This is a genomic window from Sphingomonas sp. PP-CE-3A-406 (assembly GCF_003688625.1).
GTDB lineage: Bacteria > Pseudomonadota > Alphaproteobacteria > Sphingomonadales > Sphingomonadaceae > Sphingomonas.
This window is the reverse complement of the sequence record NZ_RCWY01000002.1, coordinates 1,194,295-1,207,672: the sequence shown is the minus strand read 5'-3', so window position 1 is coordinate 1,207,672 and position 13,378 is coordinate 1,194,295. Positions and strand designations below refer to the sequence as shown.

Below are 13,378 nucleotides of genomic sequence, written 5' to 3'. Positions count from 1 at the left end.
CTGAAGGTCACAGGTTCAAATCCTGTCCCCGCAACCACCATTACAGAACTCGACCTCACGCCGGCTCCTGGGGCGGCGTTGTCGTTTGTGGCCCAGGCCAGCAGGTCCGATACTTTGGCGACAACCTCCGCCTCCGGGCCGCCGGGTTCGTCGGGGCAGATCGTCACGCTTTCGATGAGCGTCGCCATCACTGCCGCAGCCTCGGTCCGGATCGCTTCGTCGTCGAGCGACTGGCGGAGTGCCGCAACCTTGCTGCGGAAGCGGTCCACAAGCACCGGGTGGGGCAGGGAGACTACGATCGGTTTCCCGGTAGTTGTTGCAACTCTTTGTGCCTCCAGCCGCTCCTTCTCCGCCTCTCGCTCCGCGATCATCGCCAGGAGCATGCGCTGTCAGCTAGCCCGGCCCGCCGTCATCCTCGATACGCGCCATGAGCTTGGGCATCCGTATACGGGTGTTGGCCAGATTGGTTTCGGTGCGGCTTCTTCATTTGCAGGTCGTGATCGGGCCGTTGGCGCACTGGCCCTTACGGTGACCGTTGCAGCGCTGGCGTGCCCTACTGTCGCGAGGAGCGGCGCGCCGCACCCTCGCACCTCACCAGCCTGCAAGCAGATGCCTGAGCGGTTTGGCACCGCCGGTTAGCAGATTGCCCGTCTGCTTGAACTTCGTGTCGCGTGTGGTGCGGGATCCGATATGTTAAAGCTTCACGCTGCGCTACCGAGCATCGTCGACAAGCAGTCCTTTCCATTCTTCTTATCGTTTCAATTCGGAGCCCAAGTGAGCCGCATGGGCTAACTGTTCGATGTGCATTCGGGTCATGAATGGAATTGCTGTTTGGGCCAGAGAGCGACATTAGTCATGAGACGGCGCGTCATTGGAATAGGTTCGGCTTAGTATGCGTCAAATGCATCCGGTAGCCCCGGGTATCGTGTAGAGGGGCGGGTGAAGCAAAGGGCGGATTCAAATTTTCAACCTTAGTCTTTGCTTTTGAGTTCCGTGGCGAACGCTACTGAGGTGCGTAGCCGAGTGAGAAATGCGGCCGCGCGGTGACAACGTGGACGGACAGGGCGGCAAAGACTTGTCTGGTATCATCCGCCTGCTGCGATAGGACAAAATAATGCTGAAATACGATGTGCTGATCGTCGGGGCTGGCCACGGCGGCGCGCAGGCCGCGATCGCTCTCCGCCAAGCGAAATTCATCGGTAGCATCGCAATCGTCGGCGCCGAACCGGACTTGCCTTATGAGCGACCGCCGTTGTCGAAAGACTATCTTTCCAGGGAGAAATTCTTCGAACGTCTTTTGATTCGTCCGCCCGCATTCTGGGACGAGCGCGACGTGACGATGCTGCTCGGCCGCGAAGTCGTGTCCGTCAATCCCACCGAGCATCTTGTCGAGACGGATCGCAGGGAGAAACTTGGCTATGGCATCCTGATCTGGGCGGCTGGCGGCGACGCCCGACGGCTTGGCTGCGGTGGAGATGATCTGGCCGGCGTTCATACCCTGCGAACCCGCGCCGATGCCGATCGGCTGATTGCCGAGTTGCCGAACGTATCTCGGGCAGTCGTTATCGGAGGTGGCTATATCGGGTTGGAGGCGGCGGCGACACTGACCAAGCTCGGTAAGCGTGTCGTGGTGATAGAAGCGCTGGATCGCGTCTTGGCGCGGGTCGCGGGCGAACCGCTATCGCGCTTCTTTGAAAACGAACACCGCGCGCACGACGTCGATCTCCGATTGAACACCGCGGTTGACTGCATCGAGGGAGTCGGAACTGTATCCGGTGTGCGGTTGGCAAACGGAGAGGTCGTGTCTGCGCAGATGGTGATCGTCGGCATCGGCATCGTGCCTTCGGTTGGTCCGCTGATTGAGGCTGGCGCTGAAGGAGGAAACGGCGTCGCGGTCGACGCACAATGCCGCACGAGCCTGATAGATGTCTTCGCAATTGGCGATTGCGCACTGCACACGAACCGTTTTGCCGACAATTTACCGATACGGCTTGAATCGGTGCAGAACGCTAACGATCAGGCGACGGTAGTGGCAAAGGCGATTGTCGGTAACGGCGCTCCCTATGATACGGTGCCGTGGTTCTGGTCCAATCAATACGACCTTAAACTTCAGACTGTCGGTCTATCTATGGGATATGACGACTTGGTAGTGCGTGGCGACATGACGACGCGCAGCTTCTCGATCGTTTATCTGCACAAAGGTCGCGTCATCGCCCTCGATTGCGTCAACGCAGTGCGCGATTACGTGCAGGGCAGGCGCTTGGTCACGGAGGGATTGGTAATCGATCGCTGCCTGTTGGCCGACACTGCCATTCCACTGAAGGATTTGATCGCTTTGTAAGGTAAGGCGTCGCGAGATAAGCCTCGGTGCCGGTCTTGTAGCCAGCTGCATTGGATGACGCCAATTTAAGCTGTATCCCGCGACTGAAGTGGCGCCCCTAAACGCTATGAAGGGTGCCCGCCCTTGTATAAGAGCGCGGCATCTGATAAATGCCGTAAGGCGAAAGGACTATATCGATTTCGGATAGGACTATATAGATTTCGGAAGTAAACCGGATGAAGGTGCTGGTGCCTGTCAAGCACGTGCCTGACTACAACTGGAAGTCCCGCGTGAACGCGAACGGAACAGGCGTCGATCTGGCTTCATCTGGGCGTGTGTTCGACCTTGCACCCGCAAGATCGTCGGCTGGGCAATCCACGATCATATACGGACCGAGCCGCCGCTTGCGGCGCTGATGATGACAGCCCAAGGGCAGCGACCAGCGCCCAGTCTCATCTGCCCCCCGGATTGCCGGTTCCAGTGAGGCTCGCGTTTATGTCAATTACCTCGCCGTGATTGGTGCCACATCGTCGATGGGTCGTACCAATAATTGCTCTGATAACACCCCGATGAAAAGCTTCTTCCCTACCTGAAGGTCGAACTGATCCATCGATGCCGATGGGCGTCACAGGCGAGGCACGACAGGCGCTGTTCGAATATATCGAAGGCTACACGGCGCCGTATGCATTCAGTTTTCTCGCGTCTCATGCCCGAGCAAGCCGAACGAAGCATGGCGGCTAACTCAAACGTGTTCACCGATCCGGCGACGATCAGGACGGCTGTAAACCTTCCTACTTTTCAGCAAGACCGGTCGGTCCATGCTTCTGCTGCGGTCAGAAGGTGTTAGCGGAACCCCGCCAACGAGCATGCGAGCTCCTTCTCGGAAGTGCCCGAGACGTTCGCGGTACCGTCTCGGCTATAGCTATTCCAGTCGGCAGTGTTGTTCGTCAGGTAAACGCGACTGTGCCCGCTTCGACGTGCGGTCGAGCACAGCGATGCAGCAATTTGTCGCCGGCATTACCTTGCGTTGGTGCAGAGTGAGATGCCGGCATGAACGGTCCGGTCCATCGGCGCTCACTCGCCGCACGGTCGATAATGAGTTCACCGTCTTCCGAAGTGAGCACCATCGTCTATATCAGCGGGGGTATGCTTTAGGGTGGGGACAGCGGTGCCTTGGTTTTGGCGAGGCGTCGATTTGCGTCGCGGGCGAGGTTGTCGCGGTTTTGTTGGAGGGTGTTGCGCGACACGGCTGCGAGGTCGAAGCGGAGTTCGTGCATGTCCATGCCCGAGCGGTAGCCGCCGGGCCAGACGCTGGTCAGCTCGAAGTCGCAATGCTGGAAGAACGGCGAGACTTGCGGCGAGGTGTCGACGGTGACGTAGCGGGTGGGCGGTTCGGCTGAGGTGGCGACGTGGAGCAGGCGTTCGAACAGCAGCAGCTTGCCGAGGCCGGTGCCGTGATAGGCGCGCGCGGCCATGCCCCAGAAGAGCAGCGCCTTGTTGTAATGCTCCCAGATCTCGTAGCCGCCGAACGCGCCGGGGACGCCGTCGACGTCGACCACGAATGCCGGGCCGTCGGGCTCGTCGAGTGTTTCCTCGAGCCATTCGCGGTCACCCGCCCCGAAATACTCGGGGAGGTTTGAGTCAAAGATGGCAAGGACGTCGGCGCGGTCTTTCTCTTCGTAGCGGCGGGTCAGGATTCTGGTCATGGCTGGCTCCACTGCGCGACGGTTTCGATCGCGTCGGTGTTGGAACGGCTCCAGCAGCGCGAAGTGCCTTCGAAGGTCGCGGTCGCGTGGGTCGGATTGTTCACGACGGTTTCGATCGCTTCGGGGCGGATGCGGCGCGGTTCGCCGATGAGTTTCGCGTGCGCTTCCTTTATCGTCCAGCGTCGGAGCCAGGCTTGGGGCTGGGCGGGGGCGGGCAAGCGGTGGAGCGCATCGGCTTCGGTCGGGGTGAGCATGTCCCAGAGCGGCGGGTGGTCGTCGGCGACCTCGCGGTCGACCGCGATCGGTGCGCGCGCAACGCCGATCAGGGCGTGTGCACCGCGGCTCGACAGGCTGAGATACCAGCCGCTGGGGGCGGATACGATTGGCGCGCCGGCCGGGCTGCGTGTCAGTCGAACATCGGCTGAGTCGCCGGCGAGTTTGCGGATCAGGGCGGCGGCCAGACCGTGTCGGATCGCGCGCCCATCGCCTTGCAGGCCGGCGGCGTACGGTCCGATCTCGGCAACGCTCCACGCGACTGGCGACTGCCCGTCCCAAGCAAGGTCGGAGAGCGGACCGTCGTGCCAGATCGGCGTCACGTCGCGACGGCGATCCGCGCCGGGCTGCCGTCCCAGCTGGTGCCATCGGGGAGCGTTTCACCCTTCATCACCACGGACAGGTCGCCGAGCTGTGCGTCCGCGCCGATCTCCGCGTCGTACAGCACGATCGCGAGCGAGCCGATCGTCGCGCGGTCGCCGACGCGGATCGCGCCGACCTTCATCACGCGGTCCTCGAACAGGTGCGTCTGCAAGCCGGCGAAATCGTTGAGCGCGACGTCGTCGCCGATGTCGACGAGGTCGTGCTCGGTCAGGTCGGTGGTGTCGATGTAGCAGCGCTTGCCGATCCGCGCGCCCATCAGCCGCAGGTACAGCCCGATCCACGGCGTGCCGCGGAGTGGTTCGAGCAGGTTGGCGACCGCGAGATTCTCGTACGTCGCAGTGACGAGTTCGGTGCGCCAGACGAACGTGCTCCAGAGCGGCGCAGTCGTGACCTTGTAGCGGCCGACGACGAGCCATTTGAGCGCGAGGACGAAAATCCCGCAGGCGAGGCAGAAGCCGACGTACAGGAAGGGGAAGGTCGTCGCGATCAGCAACCCGCCATTGTCGAGGTCGTCGAGGTCGCCGACTACCGACAGCAGCAGGCTGAAGAACACCAGGAACGCGGTCAGTGACAGCGTGGTGCGGACCGCCTCGATCGACAGGCGCGTGGCAATCAGCGCGCGCGACGGATTGAACCGCGCGCCTTCGTCGAACATCGTGTTGACCTGTCGTACCGGCAGCTTGATCGCGGGCGAGCCGAACCAGGTGCTGCCAGCCTCGGTGGCGAGCGCGGGATCGCTCGGTGGCTTCGAGAGGACGCCGACGAGCACCTCGTCGCCGATCTGCGTGCCGCTCGGCAGAAGCGCGGAATTGCCGATGAAGCTGCGGCGGCCGATCTTGGTATGCGCGAGTTCGATCGTGCCGTGGCCGATCCGCGCGGCGCCGAAGATCACCGAGTCGGCGATGAAGCTCTCCTCGCCGATCTCGACCAGATCCGGCACGATTGCGCTGGCGGTCGAGATTTCCGCGCGACGGCCCACCTTCACGCCAAGCGCGCGGTACCACGGCACCACGTACAGCGTCGCGAAGATCGGGTGGAGCAGGCGCAGCGCGAGGTCGTTGATCTGCTGGACGAACCAGTAGCGGACGTAGAACCCGCTGTTCAGCGCGTAGACCGCGGGCGCGACGCGGCCGAGGATCAGGCGCTTGGCCGCCACCGTCAGCACGCACATCATCACGACATAGGTGACCGCGAGCAGCGGCGCGACCGCGACATAGGCATAGCCGCTGGTCGCCCAGTCGAGCTCGATCAGCGCGATCAGGCCCGGCGCGATCGGCAGGATCGCGACCAGCGGCAGGATCAGCGCGCACAGGAACAGGCCGATCGCCGGGCCGGCGTTGCGCGGGGCTGCGGTGGCCGGGCGGCGGGGCGCATCGCCGTCATGCGCGGCGGGCGAACCGGCCCAGCGCTGGCCGGCGGGGATCGTCGTATCCGCGGGCAGCGCGGACAGATCGTCGATCATCGCATCGTCGCCGAGCGCGGCGTTGCGGCCGACCACAGCCATCGACCCGACGAACGCGCCCTTGCCGAGCTTTACCGTGCCGAGACGCAGCAATCCGCGCTCGACCGAGCTGGTCGACAGCACCGACTGGTCGCTGATGATCGCATCGTCCTCGGCGTGGAGCAGGTCGGCGGTGTCGATGATCCCGGTGCCGATATGGACGCGCTGGCCGATCTTCGCGCCCATCATCCGGTAATAACCGCGGATCATCGGCGTGCCCGCGAGATACGGCGTCGCGGTGACGCCGATGATCCGCCGGACCAGCCACCAGCGGAAATAATAGCTGCCCCAGAGCGGGTAATCACCCGCCTTGAAGCGCCCGACGATCAGCCATTTGAGCGCGATCGAGAGGAACATCGACGCGATCGGGACGACCGTGAAGAACAGCCCGCTGAGGATCAGCGCGTCGACCCGCGGCATGTTGCCGGCGAGATGCGTGTAGGCGAGATAGGGCGAGAACCACTGGAGCCCCGCCAGCGTGTAGATCGGCAGCAGCGCGAGCGTCTGCGCGGCGACGCACAGCCGACGCTTCCACGGCGCGATATGATGGAAGCTGCTCTCGTCGAGGATCGCGACGGGCGTGGTGCCGCCGATGCGGAGCGCCAGAGCGCGGATCGTCGGCGCGGCGTAGACGTCCTCGAGCGACAGCCCTTCTAGGCCGCGCACCTTTCGTGCTGCCGAAACGAGCCGTGCGGCCTTCAGCGAATGGCCGCCGAGATCCTCGAACAGGTCGTCGAGCACCGACACCGGCTGCGGCGCGAACGCCTCGGCCCAGACGCGGTGCAGGCTTTCCTCCATTGGGGTGGCAGGCGCGACCATCTCGCGGTCCGACGTCACGGTGATCTCGGGCTTGACCAGCGCCTTGCGGTCGACCTTTCCTGAGGCGGGGAGCGTCGGCATGTGCGAGAGGATCTGGTAGCCCGCGGGGCGCATGTAATTGGGGAGCCGCTCGGCGACGCGGGCCTTGAGGCCGACCATGTCGATCTCCTCCGCCGGACGCGCGATCAGGAAGGCGGCGAGGAATTCGGAGCCGTCGCCGTCGGTGAAGAGCTGGACGACGGTCTGCGCGACGCCCGGCCATTCGCCGATCACCGCCTCGATCTCGGCGAGCTCGACGCGGAAGCCTCGGATCTTCACCTGCGTGTCGATCCGGCCGACGAAATCGATGTTGCCCGCCGCGTCGAGCTTCACCAGGTCGCCCGACCGGTAGATGCGTTCGGGGGCACCGGAAGGCCCATCGAACGGCGTCATGATGAACTTTTCGGCGGTCAGGTCGGGGCGGTTGACGTAGCCGACGCCGACGCCGGGGCCGCCGATGACGAGTTCGCCTTCCTGGCCGTCGGCGACCGGCTGCATGTGCTCGTCGACCACCCAGGCGGTGTAGCCGGGGAGCGGCTTGCCGATCGTGATGCGCTGGCCGGGGAACACTTCGGTCCAGGTCGCGGTCACCGACGTCTCGGTCGGGCCGTAGGTGTTGAGCAGGCGGAGGCCCGGACGCGCGAGCCGGCGTGGCAGGTCTGCCGGGCATGCCTCGCCGCCCATGTTGAGCAGGCGCAGCGTCGGCACCGGATGCTCGACGAGCGCGATCAGCGAGGGGACGACGTGCCAGATCGTCGTGTTCGCCTCGGCCAGCGCGATCGCCACGTCCGGGCCGCTGGTCGCCAGCGCCTCGGTGGCGACCAGTACGACCGCACCGACGAAGAACGCGCTCCACATCGTCTCGACCGACATGTCGAACGCGAGGCTGAAGCCGCCGAAGACGACGTCGGCAGGGGTCAGATCGAGGATCGCGCTTTCCGAGCGGACCAGGTGGCAGGCGTTGCCGTGCGAGATCATCACGCCCTTGGGGCGGCCGGTCGTGCCCGAGGTGTAGATGATATAGGCGAGGTCCTGCGGATCGCTGAGCGTCACGTCGCGGCCGATTGGTTCGGACGGCTCCGCCGCGAGATCGCCCAGCGCAGCGTCGAGCGCGAGGGTTTTGCCCTTGAGGTTGGCGACGCGGCTGGCGACGGTGATCGTCAGTGCGGCTTCGCTGTCCTCGACGATGAAGTCGATGCGGTCCTGCGGATAGCCCCAGTCGACGGGAACATAGGCCGCGCCGGCGCGCAGCACGCCGAGGATCGCCATATACTGGTCGAGCCCGCGCGGCAGGCACAGCACGACGCGGTCGCCGCGGCCGATCCCCATCGCCCGCAAGCGGTGCGCAAGCGCGAGGCTGCGCGTGGCCAGATCGGTATAGCTCCACTCGGTCTTGCGGTCGTATTCCTCGTCCGCGCCGATCAGCCGCAGCGCGGGCGCGTCGGGATGCGCCGCGCGCGTGGCGTCGAAAATTTCGTGCAGCAGCTCGTCGCGCGCGTAGGGTTCGGCCGCCCGCAGCGCCGGCGCGGGGGCGATCGACGCTGTCCTCGCTCTTGGCATTAGCGTGATATCCGAGGCGCTTGGCGAGGTGTCTGGATGCATCGAAGAGCCTTAGCCTATGTCCCGCGCGGTTTGCTATATGTCAGACACGCCGCGGGGCGTGTCGGGTATCCACGAGGTCCGCTTATGCCGTCGCGGCCGGGACTGCGGCGAGCGCGGGGGACGGGAGCGCCTCCACCGTGGGCCGCGCGAGCAGATAGCCCTGGCAGAGGCGGACGCCGATCTCCCGCAGCGTCTGCAATTCCGCCGCGGTCTCGATCCCCTCGGCGATACAGCGGATGCCGAGGTCCGCGGCCATGCGGACGACGCTCGCGACGATCGTCCGGCGCGAGGCCGAGCGGTCGATCCCGCGGATCAGCGCCATGTCGATCTTCAGCATGTCGGGGCGCAGGTCGGCGAGCAGCCCGAGCCCCGCATAGCCGGCGCCGAAATCGTCGATCGCGGTGGTGAAGCCGCGCGCCTGATATGCCTCGATGATGTGGCGGACATGCGCGACGTCGACCATCTGCTCGTTCTCGGTGAATTCGAACATCAGCCGGCCGGGGTCGAACCCGACGCGGCGGGCCGCCGACAGCGACGCGCGGATGCAGGCGTTCGGCTCGTAGACGGCGTTGGGCATGAAGTTGATCGACAGCTTCGCGTCGCCATCGGCGGCGAAGAGCGAACCCGCGAGTTCGATCGCCTTGACCCGGCACGCCTGGTCGAACTTGTAGATCATGTCGGGCTCGATGCCGGACAATACCTCGCCCGCCGACTGGCCTTCCGTCCCGCGGACCAGCGCCTCATAGGCGAAGATCGACCCGGTCCGGATATCGACGATCGGCTGGAACGCCATCGTGATCGCGGTCCTGAGCGGCGCGCCCGTCCGGCATCCCTGGCAGGTGGCAAGTGCGGCGACGGGGGCGACGGCGGGCGCGGGGACGGGGGTGGCGGTCGCGGCATCGGCCGGCGTGATCGGTGAATGCATCATGCCCAGTCTTCCAGTTTTCCCATCGCGTTGCGCGGCAGGGCGGGGCCGAAGCGCAAGCTCTTCGGGCGTTCGGGATCGGTCAGGCGAGGCGTCACCAGCTGATCGATGCGGGCCGCGAGCAGCGCGGTATCCTGGTGCTCGGTCGGCACGACGAACGCCTTCAGTCGTCCGTTGACGTGCAGCCGCACCGCGGCGTCGGCGATTCCGTCGACCGACCGCAGCACCCGTGCGATGCGCGCCGGCCAGACATTGTGGCCGGCGACCTGGACCGCACCGTCACGCCGGCCGATCGGCCGCAGCGTGCGTTCGCCGATCCGCTCGATATGGTCGGGCAGGTCGAAACGGCGGCCGGTGCGGTCGACGAGCCGCCAATCGCCATCGCCGTCGGGGAGCAACTGCCAGCGCGGCAGCAGATCGTACGCGGGCGCGGTCGCCGTGGTGGGGGCGTCGCGCAGCGCGATGCCGCCCGTCTCCGAGGCGCCATAGATATCGACCAGTCGCGACAGTCCCGCCACCAGCAGTCCCGTCGCGACGTCGTCATCGAGCGATCCGCCCGAGCTGACGCCGACGATATCCTCGGGAAACCGGCGGATCAGACGCCGCAACGCCTGCCACTGGTCGGGTACCGCGACGACGAGATCCCCCGCGGCGAGGCCCAGCGGCGTGCCCATCGTGCGCACGACGACGGGTACGCCCAGCGCGTCGGGAAGCAAGCCGGTCCAGACGATCCCGTACAGATGATGCGCCGGCACCAGCGCGACCACCCGACGGCGCCCTGCGAACCGGCCTGCGAAAAACGCGGCTTCGTCGAGCAGGTCGGCGACGGCATGGACGCAGGGGCGTGGGTGGCCGGTCGACCCCGACGTGACGACCGTCATCCGGCCATCGCCCGCGGCGTGCGCGTGCAGGACCCAGTCGACCCAGGCACCGACGGTGCGCGGCGGATCGTCGCTCAGGACGCTGTCGTCGAGGTCGAACGCCTCCGCCAGCGCCCCGAGCGCGCCGAGCTGTTCCATCGAATCCAGTCCGAGCCCCGCGTCGTCGATCGGCGTCGAGTCGAGCCAGTCCTCGGGCGCGGTCGGCCGGGAGTCGGTATCGCGCAGGCGGCGCAGTTCGGCGGCGACGATCGCACAGGCGATCCGGCGCGCCCCAGCGCGCTGCAACCCGCGCTGCAAGCCACCCTGCAATCGGGGCGTCGTCACGCGGCGCAGGCCTGGCGATGGCAGACCTGATTCCGTCCGGCATGTTTGGCGGCGTAGAGACGCTTGTCGGCGAGCGCGATGAGCGCGTCGATCGACCCGTCGGCCTCGTCCAGCGTCGCGCACCCCAGGCTGGCGGTGACGGTCAAAGGCCCGCTCGGCGTTTCGACTTCGAGCGCGGCGATGGTCGTGCGCATCTGTTCGGCGAGCAGCACCGCCTGGTCCTTGGCATAGCGCGGCAGGAGGACGCCGAACTCCTCGCCGCCCAGTCGCGCGAAGATACCGCGCGGCGGCAGCAGCAGCTTGCAGGCGTCGGCAACGCGGCACAACAGCGTGTCGCCGACCGGGTGGCCATAGGTATCGTTGACCGTCTTAAAGTGATCGAGATCCATCACGACCAGCGACAGCGACTGCCGCAATTCGCGCCAGTGGGTCAGCTCGCGCTCCATCACCTGGCCGAAATAGCGGCGGTTCGATGCGCCGGTCAGATGGTCGCAGGTCAGCAGCCGGCGCATGTCCTCGGCGGCCTCGCCACCGCGCGGCACGTCGCGCAAGACGACCGAGAAACCGGACGGGCGCAGATCGTCGGGGCCGGACCTTGCGACGACGAGGCGCTGGCACCAATAGCGCTCGCCGTCGGCGCGCTGCTGCCACCCCTCCTGCAGATGCCACCCCTCGCGCGTTGCGATCACCAGCTGCTCGTCGAGCCGCAGGTCGCCACCGGGCGCATCGGTATTCAGGATGTCGGTGAGATCGCGGCCGATCACGTCGGCGGCCGGATGCCCGGTCTGGCGCGTGAAGCAGGCGTCGGCGGACTCGATCCGGCCGTCCGGCGTGATCGTCAGCGCGGCATAGTCGTTGACGCCGTCGAGCATCGTCGCGAACCAGGTGTTCGCTTGGCGCAGACGCTCCTCCTGGACGACCTGCTGGCTGATATCCGCCAACGTCGCCATCAGCCGGTTCGCGCCCAGTTTGACCAGCGTACAGGCGAGCACCTTGGCCGGCGCGGCGTGCCGACGCGCGCCGAGGTCGACGAAGATGCGATGACCGTCGCAGATCCGCCCCGTCGCCGGCGCAAAGGCGGCGACGATGCTGCGCAACTCCGGCGCGTGCTGTTCGAACGCCGCGAACAGGTTGCCGGGATCGCGGGGCCCCGCGAGCGGCAGCAGGTGCTGCATCGCGTGCGGGTTCATCATCCCGATCTCGCCGGTGGCGTCGCATTCGATCAGCCCGACCGGGCAGGCATACAGGAACTCGAGAAGTTGTTCCTCGCTGGACGTGTCGCTCATGATCGCGGTCTTACCGAGCGATGAGGATGTAGCGGCGCGGCGTGCCTGCACTGGCGAGCAGGCGCAGACGCACGCGCGTCGGGCGCATCCGCAAGGTCAGGACATAGGGCACGATCTCGTCGATCTCGGGCTCGTCCTCGAACCGCTGGGCGACCATGAAGTTGTTCATGCACTGGCCGACCGCGTCGAAGAACGGGACGCCGAGGACCGCGGCAGGATCGAGCCCGGCCATCCGCGCTTCGGTTGCGTTGTAGACCTGGACGATCGTGTCCGCGCCGAAGCCGACCACCCCGAACGGCAGGGCATCGCGCGCGTCCGCGCTCATCGCTTCGAGGTCGCGCAGGGCAACCGCTTCAAAACCCGACTCATTTGGCGACACGGCTGTAACTCCCTTACAACGGGCTTATGCCTCCGAGAGCGTTAAGCATCGGCTAAAATGGCGCACGATCCGGCGAGCTCGATCGGGCAGGATCGAGCGTGATCCGGCGGGGTCTGCCTCGCCGCTATGCCGGCACTATGCGAAGGACGGAAAACGATCTCGAAATGCTACGGCGCGCGCGATAGCTGGAGGGCCACGAAGGGACGTGTGGCATGGCAGCGTGGCATCGAGACTGGCGGACCGACCTTGGTCTTCGCGGGGCGGGGGTGATCCTGTGCGCGGTGGCGTATCTGGCGATTGCGCAATTGGTGGCGCTGTGCCTGTCGTCACGCGGCGGCGAAATCCTCGCGCATGGATCGGCGGTGTATGGACCGGCGACGTTTGCGCTGGCGACGATCGGGTTCCTCGGCGCCAGCGCGGGCAGCGTCCTTGTCCTGTGCGGCACGCATATCTTCGACGAGATCGTCATCAGCGCGCGGTGGCGGGCCAGCCGCATGCCGCACGATCGAGCCGGCGAGTCATGCAACTCGGATCAGGTTTATGAGGATCTGGTCTGAAGGCTGCGTCGAACGCGCGACCATCCGATTTCGGCTTATGAGGCGCGCGTACGGGCTGATGGGCCAAGTCCTACTCGGTAAGGCGCGCGCCGACGGCGGCGAACAGGGTCAGAAACCCAGAACCAGTGAAGCCCTCTCGGTTTTCAACGACATAGGCAGCGATAGCCGATCTCGCGCTGCCGCCGCCTTTCCCGCAGCGGGTCGAGAATTAGGACGGCCGATCAACGGCGCCGAAAGGTGGGAGTGGGAGAGGAAAGCGGACAGGCGGCTTTCGGATTTGCATGCTGGAAATTCGCCATCGAACGTGCCCGCCAAATGCATCAGATTTTTGCATCGGCGGATACCCAGCTTTACTGCCGTCCTTTGGCCGATGCGAAATCCG

At 65.7% G+C, this 13,378-nt stretch carries 9 protein-coding genes and 2 pseudogenes; 3 read left to right on the top strand and 8 right to left on the bottom strand.

Annotation, left to right across the window (positions count from 1 at the left end):
• Positions 1-383 (bottom strand): annotated as a pseudogene (locus tag C8J44_RS11880) (hypothetical protein); the annotation flags it as partial.
• 731 nt (positions 384-1,114) lie between these two features.
• On the opposite strand from C8J44_RS11880, the gene C8J44_RS11875 reads away from it, so the two are divergent.
• Positions 1,115-2,341: an NAD(P)/FAD-dependent oxidoreductase gene (locus C8J44_RS11875; protein WP_121904607.1), complete on the top strand. Its 1,227-nt coding sequence runs from the start codon at positions 1,115-1,117 to the stop codon at positions 2,339-2,341.
• A gap of 215 nt (positions 2,342-2,556) precedes the next feature.
• Positions 2,557-2,646 (top strand): annotated as a pseudogene (locus tag C8J44_RS18770) (electron transfer flavoprotein subunit beta/FixA family protein); the annotation flags it as partial.
• A gap of 825 nt (positions 2,647-3,471) precedes the next feature.
• Here C8J44_RS18770 and C8J44_RS11865 read toward each other — a convergent pair.
• From C8J44_RS11865 to C8J44_RS11835, 7 genes are all read right to left on the bottom strand, one after another.
• The gene (locus C8J44_RS11865) at positions 3,472-4,026 is read right to left on the bottom strand and encodes a GNAT family N-acetyltransferase (protein WP_259466823.1); all 555 of its coding nucleotides are present in this window, start codon (positions 4,024-4,026) and stop codon (positions 3,472-3,474) included.
• Positions 4,023-4,622, bottom strand: coding sequence for a 4'-phosphopantetheinyl transferase superfamily protein (locus tag C8J44_RS11860; protein ID WP_121904606.1), 600 nt, complete (start codon positions 4,620-4,622; stop codon positions 4,023-4,025). The genes C8J44_RS11865 and C8J44_RS11860 overlap by 4 nt, the downstream gene beginning before the upstream one ends.
• Positions 4,619-8,602 carry a Pls/PosA family non-ribosomal peptide synthetase gene (locus C8J44_RS11855; RefSeq protein ID WP_220683108.1) on the bottom strand — a complete coding sequence of 1,328 codons (3,984 nt, stop codon included), beginning with the start codon at positions 8,600-8,602 and terminating at the stop codon, positions 4,619-4,621. The genes C8J44_RS11860 and C8J44_RS11855 overlap by 4 nt, the downstream gene beginning before the upstream one ends.
• Positions 8,603-8,726: 124 nt before the next feature.
• Complete coding sequence (locus tag C8J44_RS11850; RefSeq protein ID WP_183128771.1) at positions 8,727-9,437, bottom strand: EAL domain-containing protein; 711 nt, start codon at positions 9,435-9,437, stop codon at positions 8,727-8,729.
• 131 nt (positions 9,438-9,568) lie between these two features.
• Positions 9,569-10,774: an AMP-binding protein gene (locus C8J44_RS11845; protein WP_147453193.1), complete on the bottom strand. Its 1,206-nt coding sequence runs from the start codon at positions 10,772-10,774 to the stop codon at positions 9,569-9,571.
• A complete protein-coding gene (locus C8J44_RS11840) occupies positions 10,771-12,060 on the bottom strand; it encodes a sensor domain-containing diguanylate cyclase (RefSeq protein WP_060525912.1) in 1,290 nt (429 codons plus the stop codon). The genes C8J44_RS11845 and C8J44_RS11840 overlap by 4 nt, the downstream gene beginning before the upstream one ends.
• Before the next feature lie 10 nt (positions 12,061-12,070).
• Positions 12,071-12,385, bottom strand: a complete 315-nt coding sequence (locus C8J44_RS11835) for a hypothetical protein (protein WP_060525911.1) — start codon at positions 12,383-12,385, stop codon at positions 12,071-12,073.
• A gap of 266 nt (positions 12,386-12,651) precedes the next feature.
• Between C8J44_RS11835 and C8J44_RS11830 the strand changes: the two genes are divergently transcribed.
• Positions 12,652-12,996, top strand: a complete 345-nt coding sequence (locus tag C8J44_RS11830) for a hypothetical protein (RefSeq protein WP_121904603.1) — start codon at positions 12,652-12,654, stop codon at positions 12,994-12,996.
• Positions 12,997-13,378: the final 382 nt, after the last annotated feature.